An 18,464-nucleotide genomic window follows, 5' to 3' on the forward strand; every position below is an offset into this window, starting at 1 on the left:
GCTGGTCAAGCCCCATGTTGCAGTGCCGCAATTTTGCGCTTCCCATGGCGCCCTGGGAGGGCTAGCCTTTCGCACTGCGACATGCCCCTCGTGGTCAAGAAGTACAGCAACCGCCGCCTCTACGACACCGAGGAGAGCCGCTACATCACGCTCGAAGAGCTGACCGAACGCATCCGCAAGGGCGCCGACGTGCGGGTGGTGGACGCCAAGAGCGGCGAGGACCTGACGCAGGCCACGCTGACGCAGATCATCCTGGAGGGACCGGCCGCGAAGCTTTTGCCGGTACCGCTCCTGACCCAGCTCATCCGCATGCAGGACGACGCGCTGGGCGAGTTCTTCGGGCGTTATGTCAGCGCCACGCTGGAGATGTACCTGACCGCCAAACAGGGCGCGCAGGCCGTCTCGCCGTACTTCCCGTTCGCCAACATGCCGTTCTCGGCGAGCAACGCCTTCGCGCGTCTGTTCTCGCAGCAGGGCAGCTGGGACGCCGCGCCTCCGCCGCCGCCCCCGCCGCGCCGCGAGCCGGAACCCCGCGCCGACGCCGACATCGCGAGCCTGCGCCGCGAGCTCGACGAGCTCAAGCGCTCGCTCGAGAAGAAGCCCCGCCGCCGCCGCTGATTTTGTTGCTTCGCAACATTCTCGGCTTGACAGGGGCGCAGACGCTGCCTATTGGTCTTGTTGCGCCGCAACAAATCTCGGCGCGGAAGGACACCGATACAGCCATGTTCATGCCCGGATTCAACTCCCCCAACCAGTTCTTCGACCTCTGGACCCGCACCGCCAAGGAGCAGCTCGAGCGCATGGAGCAGCTCGGGGAGCAGCTCGCCAAGGCCCAGGGCCAGGGCGTGGAGCGCGCGCAGCAGGCCATCGACGAGAGCGCCAAGCTGATGAAGGAGTCGCTCACCTACGGCCTCGCGCTCTCCAACGAGTGGCGCAAGCTGAACCTGGAGATGGTCAAGAAGACCGGCGAGAGCCTGCGCACGGGGAGCTGACGAACCGATGCAGCTCGCACCCACCCCGAGGGATTCGCTGTTCAGCGAAGGCACGGCAACGCTCTACCGATTTCGCGCGAGCGAGGTTTCATCCGGCCGCGCACCGGTGCTGCTGGTGCCTTCGCTGATCAACCGCTGGTACGTGCTCGATCTGCGCCCGGGCGCCTCGCTCGCGCGGGCGCTCGTGGACGCGGGCTTCGACGTGTATTGCCTCGACTGGGGCGTGCCGGAGGCCGAGGACCGCTACCTGGACTGGGACGCGGTCGTCGGCCGGGTCGGCCGCATGGTGCGGCGGGTGCAGCGCGAGAGCGGCGCGCCCCGGGTGGGGCTGCTCGGCTACTGCATCGGCGGCACCCTGGCCGCCATCCACACCGCCCTGGAGCCCGACTCCGTCGCGGGGCTGGTGAACCTGGCGGGCCCCATCGACTTCGCCGAGGGCGGTTTCCTCGCCCACATGGTGAACCCGCGCTGGTTCGACCCTCAGGCGATCGCCGACGCCGGCAACGTCAGCGCCCAGCAGATGCAAAGCGGCTTCGTCGCCCTTCGGCCCACGGCGCAGCTCGGCAAGTGGCTGAGCTTCTTCGATCGCCTCGGCGATCCGGAGCGGCTGGAGGCCTACCAGGCGCTCGAGGAGTGGGCGAGCGCCAACATCCCGTTCCCGGGCGCCGCCTACGCCAAATACATCCGGGACCTGTACCAGGAGAACGCGCTCGCGCGAGGTGAGCACCACGTCGCCGGACGGCGCGTGCGCCTCGGCGACATCCGCTGCCCGGTGCTCACGGTCGTGACCGATCGCGACGTGATCTGCCCGCCGCCCGCCGCCCAGGCCCTGAACGACCTGTCGAGCTCCAGCGACAAGAGCCTGCTGGTCATCCCGGGCGGCCACGTGGGCGCGGTGGTCGGGGGCAGCGCGCCGAAACAGCTTTACCCGAAGCTCGCGGAGTGGTTTGGCAAGACCCTCGCCAACTGAGAGAGAGCCCCCATGAAACTCGACAGCTTGAAGATCATCGTCACCGGAGCCGGGCGCGGCATGGGCGCTCACTTTGCCAAGCAGCTCGCCGCCGCGGGCGCCAAGGTCGCCGCGGGCGACGTGGACGAGGCGGGGCTCGCGGAGCTCCCCGCCGGCATCGCGCGCCGCCGGCTCGACGTCTCGAACGAAGCGGACTGCGTGGCGTTCACCCAGTGGGCGGCCTCCGAGCTCGGCGGGCTGAACGCCTTGGTCAACAACGCCGGCATCATTCGCGACGGCCTGCTGGTCAAGCGCGATCGCGAGACCGGCAAGGTCACGACGCTCTCGACGGACGACTGGCAGCGCGTGCTGGCCGTGAACCTGACCGGCGCGACCTTCATGGTGCGCGAGCTGGCGAAGACCATGGTCGAGGCCGGAACCCGGCCGGGCGTGGTGGTCAACATCTCCAGCGTCTCCCGCCACGGTAACCGCGGGCAATCGAACTACGTCGCCGCCAAGGCGGCCCTGGCGGCCAACACCGTGACCTGGGCCCGCGAGTTCGCGAGCTACGGCATCCGCGTCGGCTGCATCGCCCCGGGCATGGTGGAGACGCCGATGACCCAGGGCATGAACCAGAAGGCCCGCGACGCGCTGGTGGCCGCCATCCCGGTGGGCCGCATCGGCGTGCCGGAGGACCTCTGGCTGGCGGTGCGCTTCGTGCTGGAGTGCGACTACTTCAACGGCCGCTGTGTCGATGTGGACGGTGGGCTGGTGATGTAGCGCTTCGCGAGCGGCGCGTAACAACTGACCATGGAGCGGTCGTCCGCCAATCCCTAACGTCGGCTCACGGAGGTCGACATGGCGAGGACGATTGGGTTGGGGATGGCGGCGATGGTTCTGGCTGCGCTGTCGGGCGTGGCGTGCTCGGGGGAAGACGGGGCCCAGGGCCCGGCGGGCAAGGATGGCAAGGACGGCGCTCAGGGCGCCGACGGCGGCGTCGGCAAGGACGGCGTCGACGGGCTCCCCGGCGAAGCGGGCCCGCCGGGTGAGGCGGGGCCTGCTAGCCCGCTGGAGCCGGCTCGCTTGCTCGACGCCAAGATCGGCGGCTGGGAGCAGGGCAACCGCGACGCGCTGAACGACATGATCGTCAAGCACGGCATCGCGAGCCCGGCCTTCGACCCCGCGAAGCGCCCGGTGGCGGTCTTCGACTGGGACAACACCGTGGTCAAGAACGACATCGGCGACGCGACGCTGTTCTGGATGCTGAAGCACGACGTCATCTTGCAGCCACCGGGGAAAGACTGGGGGCTCACCAATCCGGATCTCACGGCGGCGGCCAAGTCGGCGCTGAACGCAGCCTGCGACGCGGCGGCGGCGGCGGGCACGCCCTTGCCCACCAGCGCCACGCCGGCCTGCGCGGCCGAGATCATGAGCATCTACTACAACGGCAAGACGGCGGCGGGGGCCGCGGCTTGGACCGACGCCAACACGACCACGACCAACCAACCCTACGCCTGGGTCTCGCAGCTCCAAGCTGGGCACACGCCGGCGGAGGTGCGCGCGTGGGCGCAGGCGGCCTTCGAGGAGAACGTCGGCGCGCCCATCGGCACCACGCAGACGCTGTTCGGGGTCTCTGGCGTCGCAGGCTACCTGCGCATCTACGAGCAGATCCGCGATCTGGCCGAGACGCTCGACGAAAACGGCTTCGACGTGTGGGTGGTGACGGCCTCGCCTCAGTACGTGGTCGAAGCCGTCTCCGAAAAGATCGGGGTGCCGCCGCACCAGGTCATCGGCATCCGCCCGGTGCTGAACGCCGGCCTCATCACCTACGGCTTCGAGGGCTGCGGCACGCTGGCCAACGGGCAGACCTCGCTCATCACCTACTACGCCGGCAAGCGCTGCTGGATCAACAAGGTCATCTTCGGCGAGCCCGCCGCCTCGCAGCTCGCGCCGAACCCGGATCCGAGCAAGCGACCCGTCTTCGTGGCCGGCGACTCCGACACCGACCTCGCGATGCTGAAGGACGCCACGGTGCTCAAGCTCGTGATCGAGCGCCACAAGCTCGAGGTCTCGTGCAACGCCTGGGCGAACTACCAGAACAAGTGGCTGCACCAGCCGATGTTCATCGAGCCGAAATCGGCGCCGGCGGCGGGCGCCTTCGCCTGTCCCACCGGGGTCGATCCCGATGGCGCGCCCATCAAGGACGAGTCTGGAGCTCAGTTCCCCAAAGCATTGCCGTGACGAAGCGCGCCGGCCGCCTGGACTCCCGGCGGGAGCCCAGTTAGGCCGGTGCCATGCGGAACCTGGGGACTTCGCTGCTGCTCGTGGCTGCCCTGCTCGCCTGCAAGAGCTCCTCGCAGAGCTCGTCGTCACCCGCGGCCAGCGCCAGCGGCGCGGCCGCGGAGGATGACGAGGGCGCGGCGATCCCCACCGGCAAGTTCGGCAGCTTCACCCTGAAGGACATCGAGACCCGCGCCAAGAAGGCCGGCTGGAAGGTGCTGAGCTCGCACGAGGACAAGACCTTCGATTGCGACCAGTACGATTTGGAGCTCGAGGACCCCAAGCACTACGCCTACGTGACGGTCATCGACCTCGGCGCGGAGGTCACGGCGAAGAAACACGCCGGCAAGATGGGCAAGACTGCCGGCCTCGCCCTGGAGCTCGAAAATTCGCCGACTCCGGGCCAGAAGCTGCTGGCCGACATCGAAGCCAAGAAGCCCATCGACGACCTGGACCGCGACGGTCTGAAGGAAGTCCTGCAGGCAATGGGCCGGAAGATCTCCGACGCCAGCGCCGACAGCGAGGACGGAGTGACGGCAACGACCATCGGCGCCGAGAAGGGCGAAGCCTCGCTCTCGGTCTTCCACTGGAACTTCGCCAAGGCCGCCAAGGACGGGCGCGTCGCGGTGGACGGCGATCGCTTCATGAACGTGTTCGTGTGCAAGGACTGCACGCAGCGCAAGGTCGGCACCTTTGCCGAGGCCTGGCAGACGTCGAAGGCCAAGCGCCTGCTCGGCAAGCTGACCAATTGACGCCGAAAACTGGCCGATCGGGCCCCCGCGGGGGAAGCTTCCCGCGGTGCGCGCCATCCTGCTCGGAGCCCTGCTGCTCGGCGCCTGCGCCGAGGCGAGCGACCCGCCGAGCGAGCCTGCCCCGGTCGCCCCGGCTCCAGAGCCCGAGCCCCCGCCCTCTCCGGAGCCCGCGCCCGAGACCGTTCCCGTCGCGGTGAGCGTGCCTCGCTCGCCCTGCCCGCCGGAGATGGCGCTGGTCGGCGGGCGCTTCTGCATCGACCGCTGGGAGGCCACGACGGTCGCGGAGGACGACAAGCCGCACTCGCCCTATCACGCGGTCACCTACGAGAAGGTCAGCGCCGAGAGCCGGCCTGGCGTGGTGCCGCAGGCCCACATCTCGATGGAGCAGGCCGACCTCGCCTGCAAGCGCAGCGGAAAGCGCCTGTGTACGACGCAGCAGTGGGTGGATGCCTGTATGGGCACCGACAAACCCAAGCGCCGCTTCCCCTATGGCCCGAAGGAGCAAGCGTCGGCCTGCAACACCAACCAGGGGGGCGCGCACCCGCTGATGGTGCTGCACCAGGGCCGGCGCCCGACGGACTCGTTCCAGATGAACGATCCGCGCATCAACCAGGTCGCCTCCACCGTTGCGCCGACGGCCGCCTTCGAGGCCTGCGTGACGCCGGAAGGCGTGCACGATCTGGTGGGGAATCTCCTGGAGTGGACCCGCGGCGACCGCCCGCTCTTGATGGGCGGCTACTACCTGGACGCCAAGGAAAACGGCACGGGTTGCACCTACGTCACCGAGCGTCACGGCGAGAAGTACCACGACTTCACTACCGGCTTCCGCTGCTGCTTCGAGCCGGAACCCGCGGCGCTGAAGGGCGCAGACACGGTGGCCGCGAGCGTGCAGCTGCCGGCGCCGAGCGAGGCGCGAGACCCCGCGGGCCTGCGCTCCTTCGCCGATCCGGGCGCCAAGCTCCCGCCCAAGCCGGCTCCCCCCGCGTACGAACCCGCCGACGCGGCTTGTCCGGTGGACATGGCGCTGGTGGACGGGGAGCGCTGCCTCGTGCCCGAACAGCAGTGCCTGCGCTGGCTCGAGGTCCCGGGGCAGGAGCCGCAGCGCGCCTGCGCGGAGTTCAAGGCGCCCACGCGCTGCACGGGCGGCAGGCAGAGCCTGCGCTACTGCATCGACCGCTACGAGTACACGCCGTCGGGTTGGGCCTTGCCGCTGGTGAACGTCTCCTGGGGCGAGGCGCAGAACATCTGCGGCGCCATGGACAAGCGGCTGTGCCGCGAAGAAGAGTGGGAGTTCGCCTGCGAGGGCCCGGACGCGCTGCCCTACCCGTATGGTCACGTCCGCGACGGTAGCGCCTGCAACCACGACCTGGACGATCTGTTCGGTCCGCGGCAGAAGCTCCGCGATCGGCGGCTGCCGGCGGACGCGCTGCCGCGCTGCAAGAGCCCGTTCGGCGTGTTCAACCTGGTCGGCAACGTGGACGAGTGGACCACGCGCGAGAGCCGCGACCCGCCCTGGCGCTCGATCTTGCGCGGCGGCTGGTGGCTCACGGGCCGTAATCGCTGCCGCGCCGCCACCGAGAGCCACAGCGAGATCTACGCCGGCTCGCAGACCAGCTTCCGCTGCTGTAAAGCTGCACGGAAGTGAAGCGACTCGTCGGCGCCATCCTGCTCGTCGCGGGCACCGCCGCCTCGGGAGACGTCCCCGGCGTGCGGCCGGGCACGCTCACCCGCGGCGACATCGGCACGCGGCTCCGCGTCTTCGGCACGCCCGGGGATCCGAAGCTCCAGAACGCCCTGGTCACCGCAGTGGTGCGCAAGAGCGACGGCTTCCTGGTGGACTTCTGGCGCAACCGCCCGACGCTGCCCACGACGGCGCAGCTCGGCACGCTCACCGACATCGACGCCATCTGGCAGCTGGTTCCGCTCGTGCGCTTCGGCGACAAGAGCGCGCCGGTGCTCGCCTCGCGGGTGTCCGAGCTCGCCGACGCCATCGAGGTCGAGGGGGTCGCGGAGCTCGGCGGCGTGCGCTATCGCGCGCGCAGCGTCCACCGGCTGCACCCGACCGAGCCGCGCCTGACGGTGAGCACGACCTTCAGCGTGGTGGGCGGCGGCGCGTCGGGTCCCGTCGAGCTCGGCGACGAGGTCAAGTGGGGCAACACGCGCTACTACGTCGAGGGCCTGGGCCAGTCGCGCATGAAGTACAAAGGCCCGGCCAAGTGGGTGGGGCGGCGCGGCGCAGGCGGCGACCTGATGCTGCGCCCCGGCGCGGGGCAGGCGATGTGGCTCGACTACACGTCTGCCAAGCAGCCGGGATTCCAAGGCGCGATCAGCGCGCTGTTCTTCAAGGGCAAGCTCGCCGCCGGGCAGAGCGTCACCATCACACGCGAGCTCGCGTTCGAGAAGATCCCGGTGGCCGAGCCGACACCGCCGAAGAACCCGGGCACGCTGCGCCTCGACGTCAGCGACGAAGCCGGACGGCCCATCGCCGCGAAGGTCCGCCTGGACCGCGAGGGGCAGAAGGACCCGGTTTTTCCCCCGGACGGCGACCTGGACGGCTCGGATCGGTTCCTCTGGACCGGCAATGGCAAGCTCCGAAGGCAGCTCGAGCCCGGGCGCTACCGCCTGCTGGTGACGGCTGGCATCGAGCGCGACGCGGTGTCGAAGAGCGTGGTCGTGCGGGCCGGCGACGAGGTCCAGGTGGCCGCCCGCCTGCCGCGCGTGATCGAGACCCCGGGCTGGATCAGCGCGGATCTGCACCTGCACCAGGCGCCCAGCGTGGACGCCGACATCGGCCTGCCGGAGCGCGTGGTGGCCATCGCGGCCGAAGGCGTCGAGCTCGCGGTGGCCACCGACCACTACGTGGTGACGGATCTCGCGCCCACCGTGCGCTGGCTCGAGCAGCGGGGCCTGCTCACCACGCGAGTTCAGACCGTGGTCGGCAGCGAGGTGAGCACGCTGGGCCGGCGCTTCGGTCACTTCAACGTGTTTCCGCTGAGGACCGATCAGAACGTGCGCTCCGTGGACGTGACTCCCAGCGAGCTCTTCGCCAGCGCGCGCAAGGCCTCGCCGAACGGTGTCTTGCAGGTGAACCACCCGCGGCTGGATCCGAAGCTCGGCTACTTCACCTATCACGGCATCGACGACGCCAGCGGTGAGATGAAGGTCGCGGGCTACGACCCGGGCTTCGACACCCTCGAGGTCTACAACGGCGACGATGCCTGGAAGCTGAAGGCCGTGAAGAAGGTGCTCTTCGACTGGATGCACCTGCTCGGGCGAGGACATCGCTACACGGCCACCGGCTCGAGCGACTCTCACAGCCTGGCGTTCCTGGATCCGGGCCTGCCGCGCACGCTGATCCGCCACGGCGGCTCGGGCTCGGACGCCGACGACGTGGCCGCGAAGCAGGCCGACGTGCTCGCGGCGCTCAAGGCTGGGCGCGCCATCGTCACCAGCGGGCCGGTGATCGAGGCCAGCATCGACGGCAAGGGCCCCGGCGAGACCGCGCGGGGCAAGACCGCGCGGCTGCGGGTGGTGGTCAAGGCGGCCCCCTGGGTGGACGTGCGCGCCTTGGAGATCTTGCAGGGCGGGCAGGCCAAACGGGTGAAGTGGCAGCAGATCCCCAAGAGCCAGAAGGTCGTGCGCCTGGATCAGAGCTTCGACTTCCCCGTCACCGAGCCGACGTTCTTCGTGGTCACTGCGCAGGGCGAGCGCGGCCTGCCCAACGCCTCCCGCGACGGCACCGTGCCGTTCGCGTTCACCAATCCCATTTGGGTCGAGCCCTGACCTCGCGTACCCTCGCGGCATGCGCTGGGTAGCGGCTCTGGGGTTGGTTCCGCTCGGGCTAGCGGGCGTGTTCCTGACGCAGGCGTGCGGTGAAGACGCGGAGGTCAGCTCGCCCGGGAGCAAGCCCTACTGCGAGCAGGAGCCCGCCGGCAGCGCCCACAACGTGGAGATCGCCTGCGATCAACGCTGCCCAGGGGACCCCGGCTGCAAGCCGAGCGACGACGCGACCTTCTACGCCGGCGCGGCGAGCGAGGACATCTCGCCGCTGGTCGACCACGTCGTCGCCTTCGCGCCGACCAGCACCAAGAAGCACGAGTTCAATCCCTTCGCGGGCGACAAATGCGTCAAGAAGGGCTCCTGCGACCTCGCTGACGTGACCAAGTGCGCCGCCGTCGATCCGATGAAGTGCACGTGGATCGCCGGCTTCGGCGCCGGGCGCGCCGCCGAAGGCAACGCCGATCAGACCAGCGTGCGCTGCGCCGTCCTCCGGCGCGGCAACACCAAGATCGGCCTGTGCGCGGTGGACGCGGTGGGCTGGTTCTACAACGAGGTCGAGAAGACGCGCGAGCTGATCGCGACCGACTACCCCGAGCTCGATCTGGATTTCTTGGCCGTCGCCGCCACCCACGTCCACGAGACCCAGGATACGATGGGGATCTGGGGCCCCTCCGACACCGCGAGCGGCGTCAAGGACGAGTACAACGCGTTGATCCGCCAGAAGACGGCGGCGGCCCTCGCCAAGGCCAACGCCCAGCTCGAGCCCGTGCAGATCCAGCTCGGCAAGTCGATCGTGGACGGGCACATTCCCGGCACCGATCCCGGCAAACACGGCACCGCGGCCTTCGTCAGCGACACCCGCGATCCGGTCGTGATCGACAACGAGCTCCGGGTGATGCGCTTCGTCGCCACGGACGACCAGGCCACCGTCGCGACGCTGATCAACTTCACCAGCCACCCCGAGTTCGGCGGCGACGAGAACCTGCTCACCAGCGCGGACTTCGTGCACACGCTGCGCGAAGGCGTCGAAAAGGGCCAGGAGGTGACGACCCCAGGCGGCAGCTTGAAGACGCCCGGCTTCGGGGGTGTGGCCATCTTCTTCAACGGACCCCTTGGCGGCCAGGTCGGCCCCGGCCAGGTGAACCACACCGATTTCGAGGGGAATCCGGTGCCGGAGGGCCTGGAGCGCGCCTACAACAACGGCCGCCTCCTGGCAGTGTACGCCCACGAGGCGCTCACGGTGGGAGTCGAGACGCTCGAGACCGCCGCGCTCGGGTTTCGCGCACGCGAGCTCTACGTGGACGTGCTGAACACGGGCTACCACATCGCCCTGGCGCAGCAGCTCTTCCACCGCGACGGCTACTTCTTCGACAAGTACAAGGAGCTCGGCGAGGACAACATCCCGGCGATCCGCACGCAGATCGCCGTGATCGACGTGGGTCCCGTGGAGCTGGTGGGCTTCCCGGCAGAGCTCCACGCCGAGCTCTTGCTCGCGACGCCCGACGGCAAGAGCGCCCTCGACCCGCCTTACCCGTTCACGCCCAAGCCCTACTTCGTGCTCAACGACAAGGCCACGAACCCGAATTGCGGCACCGACGGCTACTCGCAGTGCGACGACGGTCCACCCGCCATCGAACAGATGGACCGCAGCAAGATCATCGATCTGGCCCGCGACCAGAAGGCGAAGTACCGCTGGGCGGTCGGGCTGATGCAGGACGAGATCGGCTACATCGTCCCCGATTACGACTACAAGCTCGACGCGCAGAACCCGTACCTCGAGGAAGCCTCGCCGGGCGATCACTACGAGGAGACGAACTCCGTCGGCACCAACGTGCAGGCACAGGTGGTCGAGCCGATCTTGCAGCTCTTGAGGTCGCCGCCGGTCGTGAAACGCTAGATGTCCCCCCACACGGTGAGCGCGGCGCCCGTGTCGGGGTCGATGCTGGCGGGTTCGCGCGGCGCCAGCCGGCGCGTCGCGCCCGCCGAGAAGGCGTCGCAGGTCCACTGCCACGCTGCCCAACCGGCGATGGGCTTCAGCGCGAACACGTCGTTCACGCAGGCCGGATCGACGTCCAGCTGGCACAAGCGCGGGGGCTTGCCCAGTGCTCCCTCGAGCAGCCACGGCCCGAGGCGCGTGGAGTAGCGGTCACCGAGGGAGGCGACGAGCCCGCGCCCGAGCAGCGGTTCCATGCCTTCGGCAGCGGCGAACAGGTCGGCGCCGGCCGGTCCCTGAAGCTTGAGCGCGCGCAAGACGGTGGCCGCCACGTCCACGGTCGTGACGGGCGTGTGCACCTCCTTGGCCGCGAACTTGCCACCCGGGAACTTCACCAGCAGCGGGACCGAGAGGCGCTCCTCGGAGAGATCCCCCGCGGGATCGAACGGCGTGTCCGGCGGGTCGCCCGGGGCGACGTCGCCGACGAAGACGAACAGCGTGGACTCCCAGATGCCCTTCTTCTTCAGCACGGAGATCAGCTGTCCGAGCGCGACGTCTTGCTTGTTGAGCGAAGCCTGCACCAGCGCGCGCAACCTCGCCCAGTCGTCGTCGCCGAGCTTCTTCTGCCCGCGCCGCTGCGAGCGCAGGCGCGAGAGCACGATGCCGCCGCGTCGCGGCTCGAGCTGGCCGCCGTACTCCTCCGGCGGCAGTAGCGCCGCCTCTTCCCTGCTGACGTCCCAGGGCGGGTGAGCGCCACGCGCGTGGATCACCAGCAGGCGCCGCCCCGCTTCGCCACCGCCCAGCTCGTCGTCGAGCCAGCGCGCCGCGCTCGCTACCGGCTGAGTGGCCTCGACGTCCTGAACCGGCGAGACTTGTGCGAAGCGATCCCATCCCGCGTCGAAGCCGAAGGCCGAGAACGTGGTCGGCGCTCCGGTGAACATCGCCGTGCGCCCGCTCGCTTCCTTGAGCAACTCGCCCAGCGTGCGCGCGACCTTCGGCAGGCGGGCGGCCTGATCCTCGAGCGCGTGGACCTGCGGCGGCTCGCCGGTGAGCAGACTGCCGACGACCGCTGCCGGGACCGTGGTCGGTGCGCGATACGCGCTGAACGCGGCGCTCGCCCGCGACAGCTCGCCCAGAGCGGTGAGCCCGCCGCTGGGACCCCAGGGCGGGATCACGCGCCGGTCCGTGCCCGCGGACACGAACAGGACCACGGTCGAGGCCTCGGGGACGCGGCTCGCCTCGCTGGTGCGTACCAGCAGCGGATCGCCGAACAAGACGCGCCCGCCCTTGGTGCTCTCGAGCGCACGCAGCTCCAGGGCAACCACCCGCGCGGCGTGCTCCTTCAGGCTCACGCGGAGCGGAGTCCAGGTGGCCCCGGGACCGCCGGTCAGCTTGCGTTCCTCCAGCACCACCGGCGCCTCGCCGTCGGCCAGCACGCGCACGTCGAGCGCCCCCTTGCCGTCGCCCCAGAAGCCCAGGTCGGCGCGCAGCTCCGCGTCCGGCGAGAGCAAGACGCGGCAGCGCACGGACGCCGGCGCGCGCAGCGCAAGCGCGCGCCGCGGCACGCCGTCGAGCACGGCATCGGTGGTCAGATCGCGCAGGGTCGGCGCCGCGTAGCTCGCGCCCGCCTCGTCCGGCGGTCCCACGCGGATCCAGTCGAGCTCGGCCAGCGGATCGCTCGAACCGCGGGGGCGGCCCGCGAAGCTCAGGGTCAGCGTGTAGCGCCCGGCGGCGAGCGCGGCCTTCAGCACCGGGAACGAGACGGTCTTGGTCTCGCCGGCGGCGAGCTTGACGCTGCCCAGGCGGCGCTCGCCCAGGACCGCGGTGACCGACCGCGCGACCCCAGGGCGGAGCCTCAGGCTGACCTCGGTCTCCTCGTGGGCCTCGTCGAGCGGGATCTCGTAGCTGACCCGCGGCACCAGCACTCTCGCCACGCTCGCGCCCTCCCGTTCGGCGTCCGCGACGTCTTCGAAGGGCTCCGCGCGAAAGCCCCGGCTGGCCCGCGTCGCGGCCGTCCCGAGGTCCAGGAGAAAACCGCGGTGGCGGACCTCACAGCTGGGCAGCCGCGCGATCAGCGCCTCACTCTCGCGAGGGGCCGGCGAAGGAGCGTCGGCGCTCGGGGCAGGTGCCCCGGCCGCGTCCGAGGCCGCAGCGCTGGGCTTCTGCTCGCACGCCGGGGCGAGCCCGCCGAGCGCCAGCCCAGCCACGACGACCGCGAACCGCGAGGTCACCGCCGTCGCATAGCCCGAAACCCTCCGAGCCGCGATCACGGGGTCGCGGCAGGCCGCGACACCAGGAACCGGCGGCCGACCTTGACCTCGACTTGGACGCTCAAATCGCCGTCCGGGGCCTTGATCACCACCGCGTGCGGTCCAGCCGAGACCGGCACCTTTCGCTTGGGCCCGCGTCCGACGAAGGTTCCGTCCACGTAGACGGGGTGATTTTCGCCGATGGACACCTCGATCACGCCCTTGTCGCTCGACACGGGGGTGCCGACGTCGAGACCTAGCTCTTCGACGGCGAGCTTGACCACCGGCGCGGCCGCGGGCTTCGCGGCGACGGGCGCGGCGCTCTCGACCGGCGCTGCACCCTGGGTGGTGTCCGTCGGCGGCGTGAGCAGCTTCGTGCGCACCCAGGTGACACCGAAGAAAGCGGTCACCGCGGCAGCCGCCATGATCAGCGCGATCTTCCCCATGCCCATCGGCTTGTCTTGCGCCAGTGCTTTCGCGGGTGCGGGACGGGGCGCGGCGGACCGCTTGGAGGCAGGCGGGGCGGCCGCGCCGGTGGCCTTCTTGCGCGGGAACTCGATGGGCTTGGCTGAAGGCAGGGTGGCGTTCATTGCCGCTTTCTCCGATTTCGGCTGGGCTTCGTGCTCTGCCGGCGAAGGCTCGGCGCGCAGGGTCTCGGGGGTGTGGGTCTCGCGCTGGCTCACCAGCGGCACCGGGCTCTCACGCTGGCTCACCAGCGGCACCGGGCTCTCGCGCTCGTCCTCGTCCTCGCCCTCGTCTTCCCGACCCTGAACCTCCTCCGAGCGCGCGGTCTCGAGGGCAGGCTCGGCAGCGGGTTCGACCTCCGCGGGCTCCGCAGGCTCCGCGGGCGCGGCGCTGGCGACGGGCGCGGCCTCGGCACTGGCCGTTGGCTCGGGCGCCAGCGGGTAGCGCACCGGACCCATCCCCGGCGCGGTACGCGGCTCCTCCGGGAAAGGCTGCGACGCCTCCGGCGCCATCACCGGCACGGGGGTGACCGTGCGGCTGAACGGCAGCGGCGCCGAGGCCTCGCGCAGCACCACGTCGGGCTTCTCCCAGCGCGCCACCGAGTCGCCAAGGTCCGGCGGTGCCGGCGATAGATCCAAGGTGAAGAGCGGCCCAGGCGAGGGCTCCAAGGGAAGCTCGGTGCCCACCTCCGGCGCGGGCACGCTGGCCTCCAGATCGACCGGCTGCCCGTCACGCACGACCTCGATCACGGCGCCACGCCGCGCGATGTCCGCCAGGACCTGCTCCAGGAAGTAGCGCTGGCTCGGAGCCTCGGCCAGGAGCTCCCGGGGGCGGGCGCCGCCGAGCAGCTTCGCGAAGAGTCCGCGCGCCGGCTCCGGCGTCGAGTCCAGGTAGGCGCCCACGGTCTCGCCGTCCACGATCACCGAGTCGAGCTGATCGAGCTCCGAGCCCTCGAACAGCCGGGCCAAGGCCCGCGCGCGGCGCACGCGCGGCTTGACCAGCTCGTCCAGCGTGCCCGTGAAATCCTGCCGCGCCGGCGCCGCGCTCGGCACCACCACGAAGCGACCCGCCGTCACGCCGATCAGCGCGTCGAGCACGCGGGCGCCGCGCTCGAACGAGCCGTCGGCGGCGGTCCGCGTGACGCAGCGGATGCTGCCGTCGCGCATCTCGATCTCGTAGAGATAGACCGAGTCGCGCACCACGATCCGCGAGCTCGGCAGGTGGCGCCGGCAGAGCTCCAGCAGCGTGCGCGTGGTGAGCCCGTCCAGCCGCCCGCGCACCTCACCGCCGGAGGCGAGGCGCGACTCCACCCGCGCCCGCGGCCGCATCACCTCGCGAATGCGCGACAGCACCGTCGACGCAGCGGCCTCCTTGCGCAGGTAGCCGTCGGCGCCGGCACCCAGCTCGCGCACTCGCTGCAACAGGTCTTCCTTCCACGAGAGCAGGATCACCGGCACGTCGCGCACCGCCACGTCGCGCTTGACGTCGCGGCACAGCGAGAAGCCGTCGAGCCCCGGCATCAGCACGTCGCTGACCACCAGATCGGGGAAACCCTCCAGCACCAGGTCGCGCGCTCGGAGGCCGTCGTGCGCCTCGGCCACCTCGACTCCGGAAGTGCGCAAGAGGCCGCTCAGGAACCAGACCACCGCCGGATCGTCGTCCACGACCACCGCGCGACGCCCCTCGAGCCGCACGCCGTCGCTGCGCCGGAGCGCTCCGCCCCGCTCGCCTGCCCGCCGATCGGCTCCAGTCCAGGGGGCCAGAGGCACGGCGCCCTCCGGTCCGCCGGAGGTGAAGCGCACGCTGCCGCGGGAGCGCATGGTCAGGAGCTCGCGCACCCGGGCCACCGCGCCCCAGACCGCGGCCAGAACGTCGGTGCCCTCGCCGAGCGGAACGCTCACGGCGGAGCTCGCCGGCTCGACCCCCTCGACCAGCCCACGCCGCACTTCCGCGGCGATGCGCTGAGCCAGCTCGTCCACGGTCACGTCGCCGATGGGCTCGCGGGGCCCGCGCAGCCCGGTCTCGTGCTGACAGGCCTCGAGGACCGCGCGCCAGAGCGCGTCCGGTCCCACCGGCTTCGGCAGCACTCGTGCCGCACCGAGCGACACGAACCCCGAAGCGGCCTCGGGGTGCTCGAAGGAGCCGACCACGATCACGGGAAAGGAGGGCAGGTTCGGATCGTGGGCCAGGTTCTCGATCAGCTCCCGGGCACCCCTCAGGTCCCCGTCGATCACCGCGACGTCGGGCCCCACGCGCTCGGCGAGCTCGCGAAACGCCTCGGCGTCCGCCGCGAGCTCCACCTCGATGCCTTCTTCGTCGGCGGCGGCCAGGGAGCTCTCCAGCGCCGGCGGTCCGAACACCAGGATGCAGAGCGGCCAGCCCGATGCGAGCAGACCGACGTCATCGGGCAGCTCGACGCCGGAACGCGGCGGCTTGGCGCCCCAGGCGATGGACGGCAAGAGGTCCAGCGCCCGCGAGACCTCCGCCAGCTCGGTGGAAGACACCGGGCCGCCGCCGGCGCTTCGACCCAGGGCTCGCTCCGCGTCCTCGAGCGCGTCGGCCACGCCGTCGAAGCCGAGCACGCGGGCCGCCGAGCCGAGCGCGTGCAAGCGGCGCTGCAGCATGTCCCGGCGCTCGCGGGAGCTCGGCGCGTCCTCCAGCTGCTGGAGCGTGTTGCGCAGCGCGGTGAGGCGGCGGCCGAGCGTCGCCACGAACTCCGCTCTGGCCCGGGCGACCCGGGTCCCGGCGGATTGGGGGAGAGCCTCCTCGGCCTCGATCATCGTCCGGGCCCTATCACAAGCCGAACGGATGCCCCATTTTTCGGATCCTGGTGCGCCCGACGGGCGCTAGCTGGCCCCGAGCCGCTCCAGGACCGCCGCGGCCGACTCTTCGGTGCTCAGGCTGCCGCCCACGTCCTTGGTGCACTTGCCGGCCTCCAGGGCGTCCGCCACGGCCTCGTCGATGCGTTGCTCCTCCTCGGGCCAACCGAGGTGGGCGAGCAGCATGCCGACGGTCAGGAGCGCCGCGAACGGGTTCGCCAGGTTCTTGCCGGCGAGGGGCGGCGCGGAGCCGTGGACCGGCTCGAACAGGCCCACCTTCCCCGGCACTGCGGGGTGGACGTTGGCGCTCGCGGCCATGCCCAGCCCACCCTGGAACGCGGCTCCGAGGTCGGTGACGATGTCTCCGAACAGGTTGTTCGTGACCACCACGTCGAACTGGCTCGGGTCCTGCACCATGTAGAGGCAGAGCGCGTCGATGTAGACGTGGGTGGCCTGGATCTCCGGAAATTCGCGGCGCACCTCGTCGAACACCCTGAGCCACAGCTCGTGGGCGTGGCGCATGGCGTTGGACTTGTCGGCCATGTGCACGCGTTTCCTGCCCTGCGCCTTCGCGAACTCGAAGGCCGCGCGGATGATGCGCTCGACGCCCTTGCGCGTGTTGACGTCCTCGTTGATGGCGATCTCGTCCGGCGTGCCGCGCTTCACCTGACCGCCCACGCCGACGTACACGCCCTCGGTGTTCTCGCGGAACACGACGAAGTCCACGTCCTTCTTGCCACGTCCCTTGAGCGGGACCAGTCGGTCGCTCAGCGCCTTCACGGGGCGGATGTTGGCGTACAGGTCGAGGCCGAAGCGCAGCCCGAACAAGATGTCGCGCGCGTGCTCCATCGTCGGCACGCGGGGATCGCCCAGCGCCCCGAGCAGCACCGCCGAGCACTCGCGCTGGATGGCGATGAAGATCTCCTTCGGCATCGTGGTGCCGTCGCGCAGGAAGCGCTCCGCGCCGAGATCGAGCTGCCACAGATCGATGGGAAGGCCGCGACCGGCGTAGCGCTCGAGGAGTCGTGTGGCCTCACGGGTCACTTCCGGCCCGATGCCATCGCCCCCGATGATCGCGATCTTCTTCTTGTTCGGCACGGCACGGGTCTAAGCGCGCGAAAGTCCGGCGTCGAGGGGAGTCTCGCCGCTGAACACCCGGCGAGCCGGTCCTCGCATGCTGACCTCGAGGGAGCCCTCGGCCACCGTGATCTCGAGCCTGCCGCCCGGCAGATCGACGGCGATGGGCGCGTCGTAGCGGGCGCGGCCGGAGCGAATCGCGGCGACGGCGGTGGCGCAGGCCCCGGTGCCGCAGGCCAACGTGCGCCCGACCCCACGCTCCCAGACCACCAGGTCGAAGGCGGCGTCGCCTTTTTGGCGTGCGAGCTCCACGTTGGTGCCCTCGGGGAGCTCTGCCGAGACCGCCGGCCCCAGCCGGTCGGCGTGGGCCGCGTCGAGCGGCTCCTCGAAGCTGATGGCGTGGGGGTTGCCCATCGAGACCCGCGCGAAGGTCAAGCGGCGGCCGTCGAAGGCGACCGCGAGCTCGGGCTCCGGCCGCCCGCGCCCCATGCCGACCCGGACGTGCGCGCTGTCGCCGTCGCGCTCCACCTCGCACAGGAGCGGACCGGCGTCGGTGTCGATCACGTAGCTGATGCCGGCGGCGCCGTCCCTCCGGGCCAAGTGCAGCGCCACGCAGCGGATGCCGTTGCCGCACATCTCCGGCCGCGAGCCGTCGGCGTTCAGCACCAGCATGCGCGCGCGCGCGCCGCTGCTCGACGGGGGTACGACCAGGAGCACGCCGTCGGCGCCGATGCCGAAGTGGCGATCGCAGAGCGCGCGGGCGCGCTCCGGATCGAGCGCGTCGGCTCGCGCCGCATCGATCACGACGAAGTCGTTGCCGAGCCCCTCGTACTTGTGGAACGTGAGCGTCACGCGAGTGCCTCGGAGAGTCTACTTCGGACCGTCGCCTCGTCGACCCCGCGCACCGACACGGTCTTGAAGCGGGCGGTGTCGCCGCTCACGAGGCTGACCGCGCCCTTCGACACGCCGAGCGTCTTGGCCAGGAACGCCGTGAGCTCGGCGTTGGCCTCCCCGTCCACGGGAGGCGCCGCGACCGCGACCTCGAGCGCGCCCTCGCGGACTCCGACCACCCGGCTCTTCGAGGCCCGGGGCTTGACCCGAATGCGCAGCCGAATCCCCTCGGCGCTGGGGGTGATCGCGAGCTCGTCCAAGGCGCGTCGCAGCTTAG

The 18,464-nt window shown here is 70.8% G+C and carries 14 protein-coding genes and 1 pseudogene; 10 read left to right on the forward strand and 5 right to left on the reverse strand.

From position 1 onward, the window contains the following. The first annotated feature begins 81 nt into the window (after nucleotides 1-81). The 10 genes and pseudogenes from HS104_03485 to HS104_03530 all read left to right on the forward strand — a co-directional run bounded on the left by HS104_03485 (nucleotide 82) and on the right by HS104_03530 (nucleotide 10,650). Nucleotides 82-618: a hypothetical protein gene (locus HS104_03485; protein MBE7479042.1), complete on the forward strand. Its 537-nt coding sequence runs from the start codon at nucleotides 82-84 to the stop codon at nucleotides 616-618. 110 nt (nucleotides 619-728) lie between these two features. Then, nucleotides 729-992: a hypothetical protein gene (locus HS104_03490; GenBank protein ID MBE7479043.1), complete on the forward strand. Its 264-nt coding sequence runs from the start codon at nucleotides 729-731 to the stop codon at nucleotides 990-992. 7 nt (nucleotides 993-999) lie between these two features. Further along, nucleotides 1,000-1,962 carry an alpha/beta fold hydrolase gene (locus tag HS104_03495; GenBank protein MBE7479044.1) on the forward strand — a complete coding sequence of 321 codons (963 nt, stop codon included), beginning with the start codon at nucleotides 1,000-1,002 and terminating at the stop codon, nucleotides 1,960-1,962. Nucleotides 1,963-1,974: 12 nt separating this feature from the next. Further along, nucleotides 1,975-2,721: an SDR family oxidoreductase gene (locus tag HS104_03500; protein MBE7479045.1), complete on the forward strand. Its 747-nt coding sequence runs from the start codon at nucleotides 1,975-1,977 to the stop codon at nucleotides 2,719-2,721. A gap of 78 nt (nucleotides 2,722-2,799) precedes the next feature. Then, nucleotides 2,800-2,961 (forward strand): annotated as a pseudogene (locus tag HS104_03505) (hypothetical protein). Between the two features lie 120 nt (nucleotides 2,962-3,081). Then, a complete protein-coding gene (locus tag HS104_03510; protein ID MBE7479046.1) occupies nucleotides 3,082-4,182 on the forward strand; it encodes a haloacid dehalogenase-like hydrolase in 1,101 nt (366 codons plus the stop codon). 53 nt (nucleotides 4,183-4,235) lie between these two features. Beyond that, the gene (locus HS104_03515; protein ID MBE7479047.1) at nucleotides 4,236-4,973 is read left to right on the forward strand and encodes a hypothetical protein; all 738 of its coding nucleotides are present in this window, start codon (nucleotides 4,236-4,238) and stop codon (nucleotides 4,971-4,973) included. A 46-nt stretch (nucleotides 4,974-5,019) separates the two neighbouring features. Continuing rightward, nucleotides 5,020-6,618: an SUMF1/EgtB/PvdO family nonheme iron enzyme gene (locus HS104_03520; protein ID MBE7479048.1), complete on the forward strand. Its 1,599-nt coding sequence runs from the start codon at nucleotides 5,020-5,022 to the stop codon at nucleotides 6,616-6,618. Next, nucleotides 6,615-8,756 (forward strand): CehA/McbA family metallohydrolase, encoded by a 2,142-nt coding sequence (locus tag HS104_03525; GenBank protein MBE7479049.1) that lies wholly within the window; start codon nucleotides 6,615-6,617, stop codon nucleotides 8,754-8,756. Before HS104_03520 ends, HS104_03525 begins: the two co-directional genes overlap by 4 nt. Before the next feature lie 19 nt (nucleotides 8,757-8,775). Continuing rightward, a complete protein-coding gene (locus HS104_03530; GenBank protein MBE7479050.1) occupies nucleotides 8,776-10,650 on the forward strand; it encodes a hypothetical protein in 1,875 nt (624 codons plus the stop codon). Here HS104_03530 and HS104_03535 read toward each other — a convergent pair. From HS104_03535 to HS104_03555, 5 genes are all read right to left on the reverse strand, one after another. Beyond that, entirely contained in the window at nucleotides 10,647-12,917 is a 2,271-nt protein-coding gene (locus tag HS104_03535) for a sulfatase-like hydrolase/transferase (GenBank protein ID MBE7479051.1), read from the reverse strand. The two genes, HS104_03530 and HS104_03535, sit on opposite strands and share 4 nt — an antisense overlap. Before the next feature lie 35 nt (nucleotides 12,918-12,952). Beyond that, nucleotides 12,953-16,180 (reverse strand): response regulator, encoded by a 3,228-nt coding sequence (locus tag HS104_03540; protein ID MBE7479052.1) that lies wholly within the window; start codon nucleotides 16,178-16,180, stop codon nucleotides 12,953-12,955. Nucleotides 16,181-16,246: 66 nt separating this feature from the next. Beyond that, nucleotides 16,247-17,317, reverse strand: coding sequence for an isocitrate/isopropylmalate dehydrogenase family protein (locus HS104_03545; GenBank protein MBE7479053.1), 1,071 nt, complete (start codon nucleotides 17,315-17,317; stop codon nucleotides 16,247-16,249). Nucleotides 17,318-17,326: 9 nt separating this feature from the next. Further along, entirely contained in the window at nucleotides 17,327-18,148 is an 822-nt protein-coding gene (dapF, locus tag HS104_03550) for a diaminopimelate epimerase (GenBank protein MBE7479054.1), read from the reverse strand. After that, nucleotides 18,145-18,399 (reverse strand): DUF167 domain-containing protein, encoded by a 255-nt coding sequence (locus tag HS104_03555; GenBank protein MBE7479055.1) that lies wholly within the window; start codon nucleotides 18,397-18,399, stop codon nucleotides 18,145-18,147. The genes dapF and HS104_03555 overlap by 4 nt, the downstream gene beginning before the upstream one ends. Between the last annotated feature and the right edge of the window lie 65 nt (nucleotides 18,400-18,464).

The sequence above is a fragment of the Polyangiaceae bacterium genome, from assembly GCA_015075635.1.
GTDB lineage: Bacteria > Myxococcota_A > Polyangia > Polyangiales > Polyangiaceae > JADJKB01.

Bases quoted from the DNA above. Each gene is read 5' to 3' on its own strand.
- HS104_03485 (MBE7479042.1), top strand. From the start codon at position 82: ATGCCCCTCGTGGTCAAGAAGTACAGCAACCGCCGCCTCTACGACACC.
- HS104_03540 (MBE7479052.1), bottom strand. From the start codon at position 16,180: ATGATCGAGGCCGAGGAGGCTCTCCCCCAATCCGCCGGGACCCGGGTC.
- HS104_03500 (MBE7479045.1), top strand. From the start codon at position 1,975: ATGAAACTCGACAGCTTGAAGATCATCGTCACCGGAGCCGGGCGCGGC.
- HS104_03530 (MBE7479050.1), top strand. From the start codon at position 8,776: ATGCGCTGGGTAGCGGCTCTGGGGTTGGTTCCGCTCGGGCTAGCGGGC.
- HS104_03490 (MBE7479043.1), top strand. From the start codon at position 729: ATGCCCGGATTCAACTCCCCCAACCAGTTCTTCGACCTCTGGACCCGC.
- HS104_03495 (MBE7479044.1), top strand. From the start codon at position 1,000: ATGCAGCTCGCACCCACCCCGAGGGATTCGCTGTTCAGCGAAGGCACG.
- HS104_03510 (MBE7479046.1), top strand. From the start codon at position 3,082: ATGATCGTCAAGCACGGCATCGCGAGCCCGGCCTTCGACCCCGCGAAG.
- HS104_03515 (MBE7479047.1), top strand. From the start codon at position 4,236: ATGCGGAACCTGGGGACTTCGCTGCTGCTCGTGGCTGCCCTGCTCGCC.